This window comes from Streptomyces coeruleorubidus, from assembly GCF_008705135.1.
Classification (GTDB): Bacteria; Actinomycetota; Actinomycetes; order Streptomycetales; family Streptomycetaceae; genus Streptomyces; species Streptomyces coeruleofuscus.
The window spans coordinates 6,765,073-6,783,099 of the sequence record NZ_CP023694.1; the positions used below are offsets into that span (position 1 = coordinate 6,765,073).

Annotated in this window: 12 protein-coding genes and 1 pseudogene; 4 read left to right on the forward strand and 9 right to left on the reverse strand. The window is 73.2% G+C overall.

Features of this window, described 5'->3' with window-relative positions:
- Positions 1–196: 196 nt before the first annotated feature.
- Both CP976_RS31415 and CP976_RS31420 read left to right on the forward strand, forming a co-directional pair.
- Positions 197–3,718, forward strand: a complete 3,522-nt coding sequence (locus tag CP976_RS31415) for a trypsin-like peptidase domain-containing protein (protein WP_150483335.1) — start codon at positions 197–199, stop codon at positions 3,716–3,718.
- Positions 3,719–3,887: 169 nt separating this feature from the next.
- Positions 3,888–4,844: a bifunctional riboflavin kinase/FAD synthetase gene (locus tag CP976_RS31420; RefSeq protein ID WP_150483336.1), complete on the forward strand. Its 957-nt coding sequence runs from the start codon at positions 3,888–3,890 to the stop codon at positions 4,842–4,844.
- Positions 4,845–4,869: 25 nt separating this feature from the next.
- Here the strand turns inward: CP976_RS31420 and CP976_RS31425 are convergent, their stop codons facing one another.
- Positions 4,870–5,475, reverse strand: a complete 606-nt coding sequence (locus CP976_RS31425) for a TetR/AcrR family transcriptional regulator C-terminal domain-containing protein (protein ID WP_150485578.1) — start codon at positions 5,473–5,475, stop codon at positions 4,870–4,872.
- A gap of 186 nt (positions 5,476–5,661) precedes the next feature.
- Between CP976_RS31425 and CP976_RS31430 the strand changes: the two genes are divergently transcribed.
- Positions 5,662–6,372: an NAD(P)-dependent oxidoreductase gene (locus CP976_RS31430; RefSeq protein ID WP_150483337.1), complete on the forward strand. Its 711-nt coding sequence runs from the start codon at positions 5,662–5,664 to the stop codon at positions 6,370–6,372.
- A 38-nt stretch (positions 6,373–6,410) separates the two neighbouring features.
- Here CP976_RS31430 and CP976_RS31435 read toward each other — a convergent pair whose 3' ends face one another.
- The 8 genes and pseudogenes from CP976_RS31435 to CP976_RS31465 form a co-directional block, all read right to left on the reverse strand.
- Positions 6,411–7,412 (reverse strand): oligopeptide/dipeptide ABC transporter ATP-binding protein, encoded by a 1,002-nt coding sequence (locus tag CP976_RS31435; RefSeq protein ID WP_150483338.1) that lies wholly within the window; start codon positions 7,410–7,412, stop codon positions 6,411–6,413.
- On the reverse strand, positions 7,409–8,428 hold the full coding sequence (locus CP976_RS31440; protein ID WP_150483339.1) for an ABC transporter ATP-binding protein: 1,020 nt from the start codon (positions 8,426–8,428) through the stop codon (positions 7,409–7,411). The genes CP976_RS31435 and CP976_RS31440 overlap by 4 nt, the downstream gene beginning before the upstream one ends.
- Entirely contained in the window at positions 8,425–9,339 is a 915-nt protein-coding gene (locus CP976_RS31445; protein ID WP_150483340.1) for an ABC transporter permease, read from the reverse strand. Before CP976_RS31445 ends, CP976_RS31440 begins: the two co-directional genes overlap by 4 nt.
- Positions 9,336–10,382, reverse strand: coding sequence for an ABC transporter permease (locus CP976_RS31450; protein ID WP_150483341.1), 1,047 nt, complete (start codon positions 10,380–10,382; stop codon positions 9,336–9,338). The genes CP976_RS31445 and CP976_RS31450 overlap by 4 nt, the downstream gene beginning before the upstream one ends.
- Before the next feature lie 19 nt (positions 10,383–10,401).
- Positions 10,402–12,255 carry an ABC transporter substrate-binding protein gene (locus CP976_RS31455; protein WP_150483342.1) on the reverse strand — a complete coding sequence of 618 codons (1,854 nt, stop codon included), beginning with the start codon at positions 12,253–12,255 and terminating at the stop codon, positions 10,402–10,404.
- 296 nt (positions 12,256–12,551) lie between these two features.
- Positions 12,552–15,599 (reverse strand): nucleotide-binding protein, encoded by a 3,048-nt coding sequence (locus CP976_RS31460; RefSeq protein WP_150485579.1) that lies wholly within the window; start codon positions 15,597–15,599, stop codon positions 12,552–12,554.
- Positions 15,600–16,313: 714 nt separating this feature from the next.
- Positions 16,314–16,427: pseudogene (locus CP976_RS44805) on the reverse strand (hypothetical protein); the annotation flags it as partial.
- Positions 16,428–16,782: 355 nt separating this feature from the next.
- Positions 16,783–17,094, reverse strand: coding sequence for a DUF397 domain-containing protein (locus CP976_RS31465; RefSeq protein WP_150483343.1), 312 nt, complete (start codon positions 17,092–17,094; stop codon positions 16,783–16,785).
- A 396-nt stretch (positions 17,095–17,490) separates the two neighbouring features.
- Between CP976_RS31465 and rpsO the strand changes: the two genes are divergently transcribed.
- A complete protein-coding gene (rpsO, locus tag CP976_RS31470; RefSeq protein ID WP_059415298.1) occupies positions 17,491–17,778 on the forward strand; it encodes a 30S ribosomal protein S15 in 288 nt (95 codons plus the stop codon).
- Positions 17,779–18,027: the final 249 nt, after the last annotated feature.

The window sequence follows — 18,027 nt, forward strand, 5'->3', positions numbered from 1 at the left end:
CTCCACGGTCCCCCCCTCGGTTCCCCCACCCCTAGGGTGTATCCAGCCGCCTCGGTTCGTTCACCCGTCCGTGCAGGCGCTCGGAGTGAACCGGGGGAGCGGAAGGGGGCGCTTTCGACGAGCGATCTGTTCCGCTGATCATCTCGCCCCTACCGTCGCACGCAAGGGCACGGGTGTACGGCGGGGAGGCTCGACGATGACGTCGCGGAACCGGTCCGGGGAGACACAGGACAGCGCACCAGCATCCCAGGACCGCCCCGGAACAGCACAGCGCACGACCGAGGGAACCGACGGCGGGACAGCCGGCCCGGCCCTCGTCCGGATCCACGACCCCGCCGGCCGCCCCCGGGGCACCGGCTTCCTGGCCGACCACCACGGCACGCTCGTCACCAGCCACGAGGCGGTCGACGGCCTGCCCCGGCTGGTCCTGCACGGGGCCGGGGACCGCCGCCGGGTGGTGTCCGCCGACGCGGTGACCCCGCTGCCCGCGCTCGACCTGGCCCTCGTACGGACCGAGGGCCTCGGCGTGCCGCCGCTGCCCGTCACCGTGCGGGGCGGGGCCGGGACGGGCGCCTATGTGCGGATCGCCGCCGGCGGCTGGCGCGAGGCCAGGGTGCTGGGCTCGACCGCCGTGACGTACACGGCCACGGACCGCCTCCACCGCCTCGACGACGCGCTGGAGCTGGCGGTCGGCACGGCAGGGCGGGACGCGCTGCGGCTGGGTGGCGGGGCGGCCGGAGGCCCGGTGCTCGACGCCGCGACCGGCGCCGTCGTCGGGGTCCTCGGCACCGCGCTCCGCTCCGGCCACAGCGACGTCGGGTTCGCCGTACCGCTGCGTTCCCGGGCTTCCATCGCGGCGGGCCCGCTCGCCGAGCTGCTCGCCGAGAACGCGGCGACGGTCCCCGCGTACGGCGCCGATCTCAACCTGGCCGGGGTACTGGAGCTGACCGGCACCGCGGTGGGGCTGGACGGCCCGCCCGGCGGCACTGGTCTCCCGGAACCGGTCGAACGGGCGGCCGTGGCGGCCGAGTTCAGCGCGTTCCAGGCAGGCCCGGCGGCCGTGCTCGGCCTCGTCGGGGCGCCCGGCAGCGGTCGTACGACGGAACTCGCGGCGCTCGCCGCACGCCGCGCCCGCAGCGGGCATCCCACGCTGTGGCTGCCCGGCTGCGAAGTGCGGGACGACGACGCCTCGGTGGCCGACGCCGCACGCCGGGCGCTGATGCGGGCCGCCCCTGCCGTGGCCGCGTCCCGGTCCCGTTTCCTGCCGGCCGACCTGGGTGACACCACGCCCGAGCGCCTCGCCCGCCTCGCCGGTGCCCTCGGACGGCCCCTGCTGCTGCTCCTCGACGGCCCGGAGGAGATGCCCCCGGCGCGGGCTCGCCGCCTGGCCGACTGGACGGAGGGGACGGTGCGGTGGCTGCGGGAGACGGGTGTGCGGCTGGTCGTGGCGTGCCGGCCGGAGTACTGGGAGAGGGCGGGGTTCCCGGCGGAGGTCCTGTACCGGCCGGCCGGTGCCGCGGAGCGGCCCGCGGCCGTGCGCCTCGGCGATCTCACCGAGGAGGAGGCCCGGGAGGCCCGGCTGCGCCACGGCGTCCCGGAGAGCGCCCTCGTCGACGCCGACGCCCGGCACCCCCTCACCCTGCGGCTGCTCGCCGAGATCCGTGACGCCCTAGGGGGTGTCGTCGACGGCCCGGAAAGCGCCGGCGCACCCGCCGGTCCCGGCGGTCCCGGCGGCCCCGGCGGCCCCGGCGCCACCGTCGACCGCGACGACGTCTTCGCGGCCTACCTCGACCTGATGTCCCTGCGCGTCGCCGTGCGGCTGGCCGCCGGGAACGGCCTGTGCGGTACGGCCGTACGCCGGCTGGCCGCCAAGGTCGCCGGGCAGGTGCACGAAGCCGCCCGGCGCAGCCTGGGGCCCGGGCCGGGGGATCTGGACCGGGAGGCGTTCGAGGCGGTGTTCCCGTGGGGGCCCGCCCCTGCGCGGCTCGGCGGCGGCACCGGCTGGGCGTCGGCCGTCCTCGCCGAGGGCCTGCTCGTGCCCGCCGGAGCCGGCTACCGCTTCGCCCACGAGGAGTTCGCCGACTGGCTCCAGGGCCTGCACCTCGACCTCGACGAGGCCCTGGACGCCCTCGTCCACCGCCGGCCGGACGCCCACTCCGACCCCGTCCCGCACCACCGCATCGGGCCCGTCGTCCAGGCCCTGCTGTTCCTCGCCCGCCACCACGGCACCGGCAGACTGGCCTCCCGCCTGGCGGACCTGGTGCACGCCCTGGACGCCGATCCACGCTCCTGGTGGGCCGCCCGGCTGCTCGCCGGGACCCTGTCGGCGGTACCCGAGGCGACGCCGTACACGGAGGTGCTGCGGCTGCTCGCCGACCGGATCGTGGCCTGGCGGCGGCAGGAGAGGCCCGTACCGGAGGAGGTCGGGCCCGCCTTCTGGGCCGCCGTACGGCTGCCGGAGGACGAGCGCTTCGCGCTGCTGAGGCGGCTGGTGCACGCCGACGGCCCGCCGTGCGAGGCCGGTCCCCGGTTCCTGGACACCGTCGCCCGCCTGCTGGCCGCCGATCCCACCGCCGTACAGCCGCTGCTGGCCCGCTGGTTCGACGACGACCAGCCGCTGCCCGCCACCCCGCACGCGACCGTGGCCACGGCCGCGCAGGCACTGCTGCACACCCACCGGCACGGCGCGCCGGACGACCTGGCGGACGTGCTCGTCGGCCGCGCGCACCGCCGGGCCGACGAGCTGCTCGCCGTGCTGGCCGAGGAGGAACCGTCGGCGGTGTGCCGGGCCGTGGACCGGTGGGCGCGCGACGAGCGGCCGGCGCGACGGAGCGCCGCGATGGCGCACGGCCTGCGCGTCGCGCCGCACGTGCGCACCGGAGGCGACCGCGCCCTCCTGCGCTACGCGGCCCTCACCCTGCTCGCCCGCCCCGCCGACCGGGCCCTGCACGGCGGCGCGCTGGCCCTCCTCGTCCAGGATTCGCACACCCGGGCCCGGTATCTCCCGCGGGCGCTGGAGCACTTCGCGGCGGGCGACCCGCACCTCCCGCCGGACGCCCCCGCCGCCGCTCTCCCGGCCCACCCCGAGCCGGTCCTCGCCGCCTTCGCGGTGCGGCTGGAGCGGCCGGATCCGGAGGAGGCGCTGCGGGCGCTCGCCGACGCCACCCCGCCCGGCCTGGCCCGGCGGGTCGCCGCGCTGGTGGGGCGGGCGGCGGAGCAGCGGCCGGAACTCGCCGGGCACGTGGCCGCGTACGTGGACCAGCGGCTCGACCGGGGTGCTGCCGCCCGGGCCGTGCTCCTGCCGCTGGTCACCTGCCTGCTGGAGGGCGGCCCGGTGCGGCTGCGGTGTGCCCTGGCCGCGGTCCTCGCCCCGCCCGGCATCCCCGCCTCCCGCCCGCTGCGCCGCGAGCTGCGCGACGTTCTCCTGGCCCGCGAGCACGACACCGACGTCCTGGACGCTCTGCTGCACGCCGCCGCCCGGAACGGCGGTGACGAACTGCGCGACCTCATCCGCCGCGTCGGACTGCTCCTCGTGCGGACCCCGGAGGGCGCGGCCCGCTTCGACCGGGCCCTGGTCGACCTCGGCCGGCACGTGCCGGGCTTCGCCGCGCGCATGGTCCGCTGGCTGGCCGACGCGCCCGGGGACTGGGCGGTGCTGGTCGGGCCGAGCGCCCACCGGACGATCGAGAACCTGGCGGGTGTGAGCGTGCCCGTATGAGGGGGATCCCGCGCAGGCCGGAGAGGACGCAGCGTCGTGCGCCCCGTCACAGCCCCCATGCCGATGCGGGCCGGAGACACCCGGCATGGCACCCTTAGACCTGCGTACGAGGCAACCAGCTACAACCACGGACACGGGTTCGACGAGCTTTCGACAAGGAGCAGGCACAGTGCAGCGCTGGCGTGGCTTGGAGGACATCCCCCAGGACTGGGGGCGCAGCGTCGTCACCATCGGCTCCTACGACGGAGTCCACCGCGGACACCAGCTGATCATCCGGCATGCCGTGAACCGCGCCCGCGAACTGGGCGTCCCAGCCGTCGTCGTCACCTTCGACCCGCATCCCAGCGAGGTCGTCCGCCCCGGCAGCCACCCGCCGCTGCTCGCCCCGCACCACCGCCGCGCCGAACTCATGGCCGACCTGGGCGTGGACGCGGTGCTCATCCTGCCCTTCACGACCGAGTTCTCGAAGCTGTCCCCGGCTGACTTCGTCGTCAAGGTCCTCGTCGACAAGCTGCACGCCAAGGCCGTCGTCGAGGGCCCCAACTTCCGCTTCGGCCACAAGGCCGCCGGCAACGTGGAGTTCCTGGCCACGCAGGGCAAGACCTACGACTTCGAGGTCGAGGTCGTCGACCTGTACGTCACCGGCGAGGCGGGCGGCGGCGAGCCGTTCTCCTCGACGCTGACCCGGCGTCTGGTCGCCGAGGGCGACGTCGAGGGCGCCGCCGAGATCCTGGGCCGCCCGCACCGGGTGGAGGGCGTCGTCGTCCGGGGCGCCCAGCGCGGCCGCGAGATGGGCTTCCCGACCGCCAACGTCGAGACCCTGCCGCACACCGCCATCCCCGCCGACGGTGTCTACGCCGGCTGGCTGCACGCCCAGGGCGAGGCGATGCCGGCCGCGATCTCCGTCGGCACGAACCCGCAGTTCGACGGCACCGAGCGCACGGTGGAGGCGTACGCCATCGACCGCGTGGGCCTCGACCTGTACGGCCTCCATGTCGCCGTCGACTTCCTGGCGTTCGTACGGGGGCAGGCCAGGTTCGACACGCTGGACGCGCTGCTGGTGCAGATCGCCGAGGACGTCAAGCGCTGCCGGGAACTGGTGGCGGCGGCCGAGCGGTCCGCCTAGCGTCCGGACACACCCCGCGCACTCGTCATGCGCTTGCGGCCTCGTCCGGGTGGAGGGCGTCGAGGATGAGGGCGAGGCCGAAGGCGAACTCGCCGGCGTAGTCGTAGCCGGGCTTGAGGACGTGCTCGGTGGCCAGTTCGGTGAGGTGGGGGTAGGTGTCGGCGGGCATGTCGCGCAGGACGGCGCCCGCGACCTCGTCCAGTTCCGCCGCGCCCCTGAACGGCAAGCTCAGCTCCTGGAGCACGAACCCGTACAGGTAGCTGTCGATCAGCGAGACGGCGTGCGCGGCCATGGGGACGGAGAATCCTCCGGCGCGCAGCGTTCCGATGACGGCGTCGTGATGGCGCAGGGTCGCCGGGCCGGGCTGGGAGCGGGAGTCCATGAGGCCGACGGCCCAGGGGTGGCGCAGCAGGACGGCACGGGCGGAGTCCGCGCGGTGGCGCAGGGCGCTCTTCCAGTCCATCTCGCGCGGCGGTAGGTCGATCTCGCCGAACACCGCGTCCACCATGCCGTCGAGGATGTCCTCCCGGCCCGCGACGTGGTGGTAGAGCGACATCGCCTCGACGCCCAGCGGTTCGGCGATGGCCCGCATGGTGAGCGCGGCCGCTCCCTTCTCGTCCGCCACTGCCATCGCCGTGCGGATCACACGCTCGCGACTGAGCGGCGTGCGCGCCGACGCCCCCCGCCTGCCCTTGTTTCCGCCGCCCACCCAGGGCCCTCCTTCTGACTTCCTCGTGCGCTCCCTTGACCGCCTTACAGCATAAGGCTAGCTTGCCTTACAACATAAGGTAGGCATCCCGGTGAAAGGGGCCGCGCCATGGACACGGATCGCGTGAAGAGGGTCTGCATCATCGGGGCCTCGGGGAAGCTCGGGCAGTACATGGTCGGGCACGCGCTGGAGCGCGGCTACGAGGTGGTCGGGGTGTGCCGGGAGCGCAGCGTGCCGAAGCTGGCCGCATTCGAAGGCCGGATGACCGTCGTCCCCGGAGACACGAACGACCCGGAGGTGATCCGGCGGGCGGTCGCCGGGTGCGACGGCGTGCTGACGGTGCTGGTGCCGTGGGGTGTGCGGCAGTACGCGTCGGGCACGGCGCAGGCGGTGCTCGACCACGCACGGCCGGGCGCGCGCCTGGTCTTCTCCTGCGGCTGGCACATCACACGCGACGGCAAGGACACGTACTCACGGCTGTTCCTCCTGGGCGTCCGGATCGCCACCGTGCTGGCCAAGCTCGTCCGCGCCGTCGAACTCGACGACCAGGTCGAGGCCTGCCGGCGGGTGTTCGCCAGCGACACCCGGTGGACCGTGGTGCGCGGCAGCTCCCTGGAGGAGGGCGAGAGCCAGGGCATGCCCGTGTGGAGCCGGCACGTGGGCGACCCGGTACTGGCCGGCAACCTGACGCGCCGCGTGGACTTCGCGCTGTTCATGGTGGCAGCGCTCACCGACGACACGCTCGTCCAGGAGGCCCCGGCGATCGTCGGCTGCCGGACACCCAGCGCCCTCGCCCACGCCGAGGGGTCTCGCAGCTAGCCGGGCGACGCGGTGAGCAGACGGTCCCGGCCTCGCCCTCAGCGCGCAGCCCAGTGGCATGCCACCTGGGCCGTGCCGCTCCCGTCGAGGATCTCAGGGTCCTGGCTGCGGCACGCGTCCGCGACACCCGCCCGTTCCGCCTCACCGCTCGCGAGGATCTGGCAGCGGGCGTGGAAGCGGCAGCCGGACGGCACCCGCGACGGGTCCGGGGGCTCGCCGGTGAGGACCACCGGGTCGCCGGGTGCCTCGGGGAGCACCGACAGCAGGGCCTGGGTGTACGGGTGGCGGGGCGCGGTCAGGACCTGCTCCACCGCGCCCGTCTCCACGATCCGGCCCAGATACATCACGGCGACCCGGTCGGCGATGTTCCAGGCCAGTCCCAGGTCGTGCGTGACGACCAGCGCGGACAGGCCAAGCCCGGTGCGCAGCCGCAGCAGCAGGGCGAGGATCTCACCGCGCACGGAGGCGTCGAGGGACGCCACCGGCTCGTCGGCGACGAGGAGTTCGGGTTCCAGGACGAGCGCGCCCGCGATGACGACCCGCTGGCGCTGCCCGCCCGACAGTTCGTGCGGATAGCGCAGGAAGAAGCGCTCCGGGGGCCGCAGCCCGGCCCGGGACAGGGCCTCGGCGACCGCCGTCCGTTCGTCACCGCCGTAGCCGTGGATGCGCAGGCCCTCGGCGACCGCGTCGTACACCGTGTGCCGCGGGTTGAGCGAGCCGCTCGGGTCCTGGAGGACCAGCTGGACGCGCTTGCGGTACGCCTTGAGGGACCGGCCGGAGTACTCCAGCGGGCGGCCGTCGAAGGTGACCCGGCCCGAGGTCGGCTCGACCAGGCCCAGCAGACAGCGGGCCAGGGTCGTCTTGCCGCAGCCGGACTCGCCGACCAGCGCGACGATCTCGCCGGGCCGGATGTCGAGGTCGACCCCGTCCACCGCCCGGGCCCGGGGGCCGCCGTGCCGGCCGGGGAAGGTGACGTGCAGGTCCTGGGCGCTCAGCAGAGGTGCCGTGGTGACCTCGGGGGCCGTGGGGGACGTGGTCATGGCGTGCTGGGCCTCGCTTCCTCCAGGGCTTCCGGATCCTGAGGCTCCGCGCGGGGCTCCTCCGGCGGCGGCCCGACCAGGACGCACGCCGCCCGCCGCTCCGGCCCCGCCTCGCGCAGCACCGGGTCCTGCTCGGGGCAGGACTCCAGCGCCACCGGGCAGCGCGGATGGAACGTACAGCCGGACGGCAGCGCCGCCGGGTCGGGCGGGTCGCCCGCCAGCCCCTGCGGCGCGAACCGGGAGGCCGGGTCGCCGATGCGCGGGAACGCGGCCGACAGGGCCCTGGCATACGGGTGCCGGGCGTCCTCGTAGACCTGCCGGGCCGGGCCCTCCTCGACCACCCGGCCCGCGTACATCACCGCGAGCCGGTCGCAGGTGTCGGCGAGGACCGCCAGGTCATGGCTGATCATGATCAGGCCCAGGTCCTGGTCCGCGACCAGTTGTTCGATGAGCCGGAGGATCTGCGCCTGGATCATCACGTCGAGCGCGGTGGTCGGCTCGTCGGCGATGATCAGCCGTGGATCGCAGGCCAGCGCCATGGCGATCATGACGCGCTGCCGCTGCCCGCCGGACAGCTCGTGCGGATAGGCGTCCGCGCGGGCGGCCGGCAGGCCGACGTGCTCCAGCAGCTCCCCGGTCTTCTTCTTCGCCCCGGCCGGGGTCGCCTTCTTGTGCAGCAGGATCGGCTCGGCGATCTGGTCGCCGATGCGGTGCACGGCGTTCAGGGAGTGCATCGCGCCCTGGAACACGACCGAGGCCCCGGCCCAGCGGACCGCCCGCACCCGGCCCCACTTCATCGTCAGCACGTCCTCGCCGTCGAGCAGGACCTCACCCGTGACGCGGGTCCCGGCGGGCAGCAGCCGCAGCAGGGCCAGCGCCAGCGTGGACTTGCCGCAGCCGGACTCCCCGGCGAGGCCGAGCTTCTGGCCGGCGTCCAGGGGCAGGTCCACCCCGCGCACGGCGGCCGCCCCGCCCGTGTACGTCACCGTCAGGTCCCTGACCTCGAGCAGGGTCACCGCGACACCCCCAGCCTGGGGTTGAGGACGGACTCCACGGCCCGCCCGCACAGCGTGAACGCCAGCGCCACCACGGCGATGGCGATGCCCGGCGGCACCAGGTACCACCAGTCCCCGGCACTGACCGCACCCGCCTCGCGCGCGTCCTGGAGCAGCCCGCCCCACGACACGACCGTCGGGTCACCGAGACCGAGGAAGGCCAGCGTCGCCTCGGCGAGGATGGCGGTGGAGATGATCAGAGTCGTCTGCGCCAGCACCAGCGGCATCACGTTGGGCAGTACGTGCCGGGACATGATGTGCCAGTGCCCGCCGCCGAGCGCCTTCGCCCGCTCGATGTACGGCCGCGTCTCCACGGCGAGGGTCTGCGCACGCACCAGCCGGGCCGTGGTCGGCCAGGTGGTGACGCCGATCGCGACCACGGTCGTGGTCATCGAGCGGGACATCACGGTGGCCAGGGCGATCGCCAGCACCAGCGTCGGCATGACCAGGAACCAGTCGGTGACCCGCATCATCACCGTCGCGTACCAGCCCTTGAAGTGGCCCGCCGTGACCCCGATCAGGGTGCCGATCGCCACCGACAGCACCGCCGCGAGCAGCCCGACCAGCAGCGACACCCGCGAGCCCCAGACCACCAGGCCCAGCAGGTCCCGCCCGAACTGGTCCGTGCCGAGCGGGAACTCGGCGCTCGGGCTCTGCATCGGGCGCCCCGGCGCGGTGGTCACACTGCTCACGTCGGAGCCGACGAACAGCGGTGCGAACAGCGCCAGCAGCGCGCACAGGGCGAGCGCGGCCAGGCCGTACAGCCCCGCCCGCTCGGCGCGGTACTGCCGCCAGAAGCGCGCGACGGAGGCCCGGCGCCGCTGCCGGGCCAGGGCGCGCGGGCTCGTGCCGGTGCCGGTCGTCGTCGTCATCGGGCCACCCGGGGGTCCAGCAGTGGATAGACCAGGTCGGCGAGGGTGTTCATCACGATCACCGCGGCGGCGAACACGAAGAACAGCCCCTGCACCAGCGGCAGGTCGGGCACGCTCAGCGCCTGGTAGAACAGCCCGCCGAGGCCCGGCCAGGAGAACACCGTCTCCACGAGGATCACGCCCGCCACCGTCCGGCCGAGGTTGATGAAGATCAGCGTCACGGTCGGCAGCAGGGCGTTCGGCACGGCGTGCCGGCGCCGCACCAGGTCGTCGCGCAGCCCCTTGGCCCGCGCGGTCGTCAGATAGTCACTGCCCATCTCGTCCAGCAGCGCCGACCGGGTGACCAGCAGCGTCTGCCCGTACTCCACGGCCACCAGCGTCACCACCGGCAGTACCAGATGGTGCGCCACGTCGAGGACGTACGCGAAGCCCTCCTCGCCGCCCGACTCCATGCCGCCGGTCGGGAACATGCCCGGGACCGGGCCGACGCCCACCGCCAGCACGATGATCAGCAGCAGCCCGAGCCAGAAGGACGGGATGGAGTACAGCGTGAGCGCCAGGCCGGTGTTGATCCGGTCGCCGAGCCCGCCGCGCCGCCACGCCGAGCGGGTGCCGAGGAAGATGCCCAGCGCGGTGTAGAGGACGAAGGCGGTCCCGGTCAGCAGCAGGGTGTTCGGCAGCGCCTCGGTGATCTTGTCGGCGACCGGGGCACGGAACTGGTACGACGTCCCGAAGTCGCCGGTGAGCGCCTTGCCGCAGTAGTCCGTGAACTGCCGCCACAGCGGCAGGTCGAGCCCGAACTCCTCGCGATAGGCGGCCAGTTGCTCGGCCGAGACCTGGCGGCCGCCCGTCATGGTCTTCACCGGGTCGCCGGGGATCAGCCGGAAGAGGAAGAAGCTGGTGACGAGCACGGCCAGCAGCGATACGGCGGCGCCCGCCACCTTGCTCGCGAGGTACCGCGGATACGCGGAGCTCTTGCGTACCCGCGGCCCGGCCGCCGTGTGTTTGTCCTCGACCAGCGCGGGTGTCGCGTCAGCGGTCATGAGTGTCCGTTCACCCGCTCTACTCGCGGTCCTCGGCGGTGGAGCGCCGCCGCATCGCCGCGAAGACGCCGAGTCCGGCGAGGACCACGACGCCTCCGACGATCCCGGCCACGACCCCCGTCGACGACGCGTTGTCCGACGAGCCGCTCGACTCCGCCGGGACCGCCGACCACCAGCTCCAGTAGCCGTCCTGGCCGTAGATGTTCCCCGCCTTCGCCGGCATGGTCGTGATGGACTCGATCTGGTCCGTCCGGTAGGCCTCGACCGCGTTCGGATACGCCATGACGTTCATGTACCCGAGGTCGTACAGCCGCGACTCCATCTGCTTGACGATGTCCGCCCGTTTGGCGGGGTCGTACTCGGTGAGCTGCCGGGCGTAGAGCTCGTCGTACTTCTTGTCGCAGATGAAGTTGTCGGTGGCGCCCGTCTCCTCCGGGGTGGCCGGGAGCGCCCCGCAGGTGTGGATGGACAGCACGAAGTCCGGGTCCGGGTTGACCGACCAGCCGTCGAAGGCCAGGTCGTACTTGCCGGCGAGCCAGGGGTCGGTCACGTTGTCCAGGCAGTTGAGCTGGACGCCGATGCCGAGCTCGCCCCACCACTCCTGGAGGTACTTGCCGACCGCCTTGTCGTTCGGGTCGGTGGCGTGGCACAGGACGCGGTAGGTGATGGGCTTGCCGTCCTTGCCGACGCGCTTGCCGTCGCCGTTCTTCTTGTAACCCGCCTGGTCGAGCATCCGGGCCGCCTCGGCCGGGTCGTACGTCAGCTTCCGGTCGCTCGACGGCTTCCAGAAGTACTGCGAGAAGCGCGGCGGGATGTAGCCCTCGCCCTCGACGGCGTGTCCCTGGAACACCTTGTCGATGACGGCCTTGCGGTCGACGGCCTTGAACAGCGCGTTCCGTACCCGCTGGTCCAGCAGGGACGGGTGGCCGTCACCGAACTTCCTGCCGTTCTTCGCCTTCGCGCCCGGGTTGGTGGCGAGGGCGTAGAAACGACGGCCGGGGGCGTCGTTGACCTTGATGTTCTCCGCGCCCTCCAGGGACGCCGCCTGAGCGGGCGTCAGGGACGGCGAGCCGGCGACGAACGACACCTCACCCTTGCGCAGCGCCGACACCGCCGCGTCCTGGTCCTTGTAGTAGCGGAAGACCAGCTCGTCGAACTTCGGCGATCCGCGCCAGAAGCTCTTGTTGGCCTTGAGCCGGACGTAGCTGTCGGCCTTGTACCCGGTCAGCACGAACGGCCCGTTGCCCACCACCGGGAAGCTCTTGTCGTTGTTGAACTCGGAGAAGTCCGAGACCTTCTCCCACACGTGCTTCGGCACGATCGGCACATCGAGCGCGGTCATCGTGGCCTGCGGCTTCTTCAGCTCGATGACCAGCTTGGTCGGGCTGGGCGCCGTCACCTTCCGGAAGTTGCCGACGTAACTGCCGTTCGCCGTGGCCGCGCCGGAGTCGGTCATCATCTTGTTGAACGTCCACGCCGCGTCCTCGGCCGTGGCCTGCTTGCCGTCCGACCACTTGGAGTTCGAGCGGATCGTGTACGTCCAGGTCAGCTTGTCCGGCGACGGCTCCCACTTGGTGGCCAGGCCTGCGATGGCGTGGTTGTCCTTGGGGTCGTAGTTCGTCAGGTACTCGTACATGAGCCGGTGAATGCTCGTACTGAGCAGCCGGACCGCCAGGAACGGGCTGAGCGAGTCCACGCTCTGCGCCACCGCCACGGTCAGCACCTTCTTGCCGTCGTCGGCCGCCCGGGCCTGCCGGGGCGCCGGATCGAGCGGGGTGGCGAGACCGGCGGTGAGGGTGAGCGCCGCCGCTCCGGCCATGGCGACGAGCCTGAGGCCGCGCGGGAGGCTGCGTGTCTGATCTTTCGTGCCCATGGTCGGACCTCGCGTCATCGCTCGGACGGGAAGGACGGGTTGATCAGCTGTCAGTGGATGCTGAGTGTGTATCAGCGGCCGTCTCCACCCGTCAACGGCACGTTCACCCCTTGTGGCCTGCGGAAATAACGAATTGGCGAGCTTTTCACGGCCATTGGTCGAGACCACTGACGCGCCCCTGGCCAGGGCCTGGCAACGGATTTCGCCCCGGAACGCACCGTGGCCCGCGCCGAGTGGGAACGGCGCGGGCCACGAAGCCGATCGGCCCCTCGAAAGGGGCCGATCGGGTGAGGAGATTACTGCGACGGCGGCGGAGGCGGCGGGGTCTGCCCGTCGGGCTGCGCCGGGTGACCCGGCTGCCCGGGCTGCGGGTAGCCGTATCCGGGCTGGCCTGGCTGACCGTGCTGCGGGTAACCGTAGCCCGGCTGCGGGGGCGCTGCCGGGGGCTGTCCGGGCTGGGGGTACGGCTGTCCGGGCTGCGCGGCCGGCTGTCCCGGCTGCCCGGGTTGCGGGTAGGGCGGCTGACCTGCGGCCTGCGGGTACGGCTGCCCCGGCTGGGCCGGGGGCTGGCCCGGCTGGGGGTACGGCTGCCCGGGATGGGGGTACGGCTGCCCGGGCTGGGGATACTGCTGTCCGGGCTGCGGCTGCTGGGGGTACGGGCCCGGCTGGCCCGGGACCTGCTGGCCGGGAACCGGCTGCTGGCCGGGATACGGAGGCTGGGGCTGGCCCGGGACCTGCTGGCCGGGCAGAGGCGGGGCGGCCACCGGCGGCGGGTTGCCGTCGGAGGTCCACAGACCGTGCGCCTGCTGGTGTCGGGTGAAGTCCTCGGCGACCATCGCCGCGAGGTTGAAGTACGCCTCCCGCACCTTCGGCCGCATCATGTCGAGGTCGACCTCGGCACCGGCGGCGAGATGCTCGTCGAACGGCACGACGATGACGCCACGGCAGCGCGTCTCGAAGTGCGACACGATGTCGTCGACCTTGATCATCTTGCCGGTCTCGCGCACACCGGAGATGACGGTGATGGACCGGGCGACGAGGTCGGCGTACCCGTGCGCCGACAGCCAGTCCAGCGTCGTACTCGCGCTGCTCGCACCGTCCACCGACGGCGTCGAGATGATGATGAGCTGGTCGGCGAGGTCCAGCACACCGCGCATGGCGCTGTAGAGCAGACCGGTACCGGAGTCGGTGAGGATGACCGGGTACTGCTTGCCCAGCACGTCGATCGCGCGCCGGTAGTCCTCGTCGTTGAACGTCGTGGACACGGCCGGGTCGACGTCGTTGGCGATGATCTCCAGGCCGGACGGCGCCTGGGACGTGAACCGCCGGATGTCCATGTACGAGTTGAGGTGCGGGATCGCCTGGACGAGGTCACGGATGGTGGCCCCGGTCTCGCGGCGCACACGGCGTCCGAGGGTTCCCGCGTCCGGGTTGGCGTCGATCGCGAGGATCTTGTCCTGCCGCTCGGTGGCGAGCGTGGAGCCGAGCGCGGTGGTCGTGGTCGTCTTGCCGACACCGCCCTTGAGGCTGATCACGGCGATCCGGTAGCAGGAGAGCACGGGCGTGCGGATCAGCTCCAGCTTCCGCTGCCGCTCGGCCTCCTCCTTCTTCCCACCGATCTTGAACCGACCGCCGCCGGCCACCGGGCGGCTGCTCTTCGCCTTCTGCTTCTTGCTGTTGAGCAGCCGGTCGGACGACAACTCCACGGCAGCGGTGTAACCGAGCGGCGCGGCCCCCGGGTTGGTCGGCTGCCGCTGGTCGTGCTGCATGGGCTGCGGCCAGGCGGCCCCGGTCCGCGGGTCCACGGGCTGCGCGGGCTGCTGCACTTCGGGCTGCGGCTGGGCCTGGGCCTGCGGGGGCACGCCGGGCTGGGGGAAGCCGTATCCGGCCTGGGGGTTGGGAGCGGCCGGGGCGGGCGCGCCGGGGTGCGGGAATCCGTAGCCGTCCTGCGGGTTGGGCGCGGGGGCGGGCGGGGTGTCGGGGTGCTGGGCCGGGGGTTGCTGGGCGGCCGGGGCCGGACCCGGGGCTGGGGCCTGGGCGCCGGGGTGGGGGAAACCGTAGCCGCCTTGCGCGTCGGGTGCGGCGGCTGACGGGTTGCCGGGGCCGGGCTGCGGGAATCCGTAGCCGTCCTGCGGGTTCGGGGCGGGGACGGGCGGGGTGTTGGGCTGCTGCACTTCGGGCTGCGGCTGGGCCTGGGCCTGCGGCGGCACGCCGGGGTGGGGGAAGCCGTATCCGCCCTGGGCGTCGGGTGCGGCCGGGGCGGGAGCTCCCGGGTGCGGGAAGCCGTAGGCGCCGGGCTGCGGTCCGGGCTGGGCGGGCGGCTGGTTCGGCGGCGTCGGCGCGGCCGGCGGGTTCCAGGCGGCGGGCGCGGGCTGCGGCGCCTGCGGCTGGAACGGCGGCTGCTGAGCCGGAACCGAGGGCTGCGGCGGCACAGGCGGCTGCTCCTGCGCGGCCGTCGGCTGCGGCTGGGCGGGCGCGTTCGGGTCCGTGGGCTGGGCCTGCGGCTGAGGCTGGGCCTGCGGCTGCGCGGGCCACTGACTGGCCGGAGCGGGGGCGGCCGGCTGATACGACGGCGGCAGCGGCGGCATGGCCTGCGGGACCGGGGGAGTCCAGGCGGGCTGTGCGGCGGACCCATCCGGCACGGCGGCGTCCTGCGGAACGCTGTCCTCGGGAGCGGCGTCGGCGGGCACCGCGTCGGCGGGCTCGGAGCCCACGGGCCGGGCATCGGCAGGCGGGGCGTCGGCAGGCTGTGCGGCAGCGGGCGGAGCGTCGTCGGGCTGTGCGTCGGCCGGCTCGGGAGCGGCCGGGACCTCGTCCGCGGGCACTGCGTCGGCCGGGCCCTCATCGGCAGTCACCGCGTCCGCCGCGACCTCGTCCACGGGCACGGCATCCACCGAGTCCACATCCGCAGGCACGGAGTCCGCAGGCACGGAGTCCTCAGGCTCGGCATCCTGCGCCACGGCCCCGTCCGTCTCCACCTCCGTCTCCGCCTCCGGAGCGGCGTCCTCGGGGGCTTCCTCCTCCTGTGCGGTCACAGCGGGATCCATGTCCCCGCTGTCGGCATCACCGGAAGCAGGACCGTCCGCACCGGACACGTCAGCCACATCGACCGCGGCCGCCGTGCCGGAGGAGACGTCCTCCTCGGCGTCGGTCGGAGCGCCCTCGACGTCACCGCCGGACTCCTCGCCCGGCTCGCCCCCGTCAGCCGCGCCGGAAGCGACCGCGCTGTCTTCGTCCCTGCCCTTGTCTTCGTCCTGGTTCTCGTCGGCCGACTCCAGCCGGGCCTCGGCCTCGGCGGCACGCTCCGCGATCTCCCGCTTCAGGGCAACGGCGGAGAACCGCATCGTGGCGCCGCTCTCCAGATCGCCGCCGTTCTCCGGCTCCGCGTCATCGGTAACGGGAGCAGCCGGGGGCGTGGCCGGAGCGGCCGAAGCATCGGGAGTGGCCGGAGCATCCGTCGGAGCGGCCGGCGCCCACTGCGCCTGATACCCGCCTACGGGGATGTTCGGCACGGCCGTAGGAGAGGCCGGGTCCGCCGCGGGCGCCTCGGTCCGCTCCTGCGGCTGAGCCCCCGGGGACTGCGCCTGCGGCTCGAACCCCACGGGAAGCCGGGGCACGGCAGCAGGCCCTCCGGCAGACGGCCCCCCGGCAGCAGGCGCGGGCGGCGTGAAGGGCGTGCCCGGCGAGGGCGCGGGAGGCGCGGGAGGCGTGAACGGAGCACCCGGAGCAGGCGACGGCGCGGGCGGCGTGAAAGGCGCCCCTGGAGCCGGAGAAGGAGCCGGTGCCGGCGCCGAGCCGGAGGCCTGCCCCTGGCCCTGCCTCGGAATGGACGATGCCCCACCGGAAGGATTGGCATGCGGCGGCGGAGTGAGCCCCGGCAGCGGCGGAACCGGCCCGCTCGGCGCCCCGGAACCCCCCTGCGGACGGGACCCCCCGGGCGCCCCGGAAGCACTGGTGTCCTCGGACTGGCCCGCCCCCTGCCCCGAGCTCGAACTCCCCGAGGCGTTCTGCGTGTACCAGGCCGGCGGCGCGTAGTCGATGGTGAACTCGCCCGTCACCTCTGCCGCGGACTCCGCGTCGGGCTGGTCATCGCCGGGTGTCGCCCAGCCCCCGCGGTTCCCGTCCCGATCGCTGCTCACAGTGTTCCTCCTGGTGTGGTCGAGCACCCTCATGCCGTGCTGGGGCGACCCTTGCTTGTCGTCCGACGTCGTACGAAGTCGTTCCGAGGCGTATAGAGGTCGTCCGAGGTCGTCCGAATCCAGGCTCCCCCGCTCTCCCCCTGGGACGCCCACCCCCTACCCGCGGGTTCTGACGTCGCGCCCTGTCCCAGCCTAATCACCACAAGCCCCACCTCGGCAGGCCCGTCCACCCCCGAGCACCTGTCCGCCGCGTCACAACCCGCTCAGAAGCTGCCCGGAAGTGACGTACACAGCACACACTTTGATGAACAAACAGGGCGATTAACGTGAAAGAACCGCAACGAGGGGCAACCGATCACCGGCTGCCCCTCGTCGTGCTCCGCGGGAACTACTGTGACTGCTGCCCGGTCTCCGCCTGCAACCCTCCGTTGTGCGCCCCCGGCTCCAGATCGAACTCCCCGTCCCGCGCCCCCAGCACGAACGCCCGCCACTCCGCTTCGGTGTAGCGCAGCACCGTGTCCGGGTCGAGCGAGGACCGCATCGCCACGGCCCCCTCGGGCAGGTACGCGATCTCGACCCGCTCCTCGTGCTCCTCGGTACCCGGCGCGCAGTGCCACTCGACACCGGAGATGTCGAGGGAGTAGAGCTCGTCCCGCTCCCGCTCCTTGCGTGCCTTGATCTCCTCAGCCGTCTCCGCCATGCCGTAGCGACCCCTTCCCGACGTACCGGTTTCGAACGTCCGGATCCCCGACGCGCGATCAGCGACGTACCGACGACGACTGCGCGATCAGCGACGTGCCGACGCGACGCCCGATCAGCGACGTACCGATGCCGACGCCCGAACAACAACGCGCGAACGATCCGAACCTGCTCACCCTAGTGGCCCAGGCCACCCCGCCCGCCCGGTTCGGGGACCAGCGCAAAGACGCCCCCGACCGCCTGGTACCCTGGTCGACGGCCGTTTGTGTACGCACCCCCGGAGCCCATCGCCCTGGAGGCCGCGCCCAGCGGATCCCCGCCTTCCGAGTCACGGAAGCTCCCCCGAGAAGCAGACCGGGGGCACTCGGTGGCCTGTCACAGACTATGAGGAGTACGCGTGTCGCTCGACGCCGCTACGAAGAAGCAGATCATGTCCGAGTTCGGTACCAAGGAGGGCGACACCGGCTCCCCCGAGGTCCAGGTCGCTCTGCTGTCGCGTCGGATCTCCGACCTGACCGAGCACCTCAAGACCCACAAGCACGACCACCACTCCCGTCGTGGTCTGCTGATCCTGGTCGGTCAGCGCCGCCGGCTGCTGCAGTACCTCGCCAAGAAGGACATCCAGCGCTTCCGTACGCTGGTCGACCGCCTCGGCATCCGCCGCGGTGCGGCGGGCGCCAAGTAAGACGCCGTGAAGGGAGCGGTTCCCGGCAGGAAAGGGGACCGCTCCCTTTGCTGTACGTGCGGACTGTCACTACTGCTTTGTAGTGTGGTAGCACAACGCAATACGGACGACACAGCACGACAAGAAGAGGAGAAGCGCGCCTAGCCGCCGCCGGTCCTCGGTAGTGGCCCCCGGGGGGAAGCCCCGGGTGCTTCGATCGAAGACCGGCCCGCACCAACGGAGCGCTTCTCCGCCACCGTCCCCCTGCCA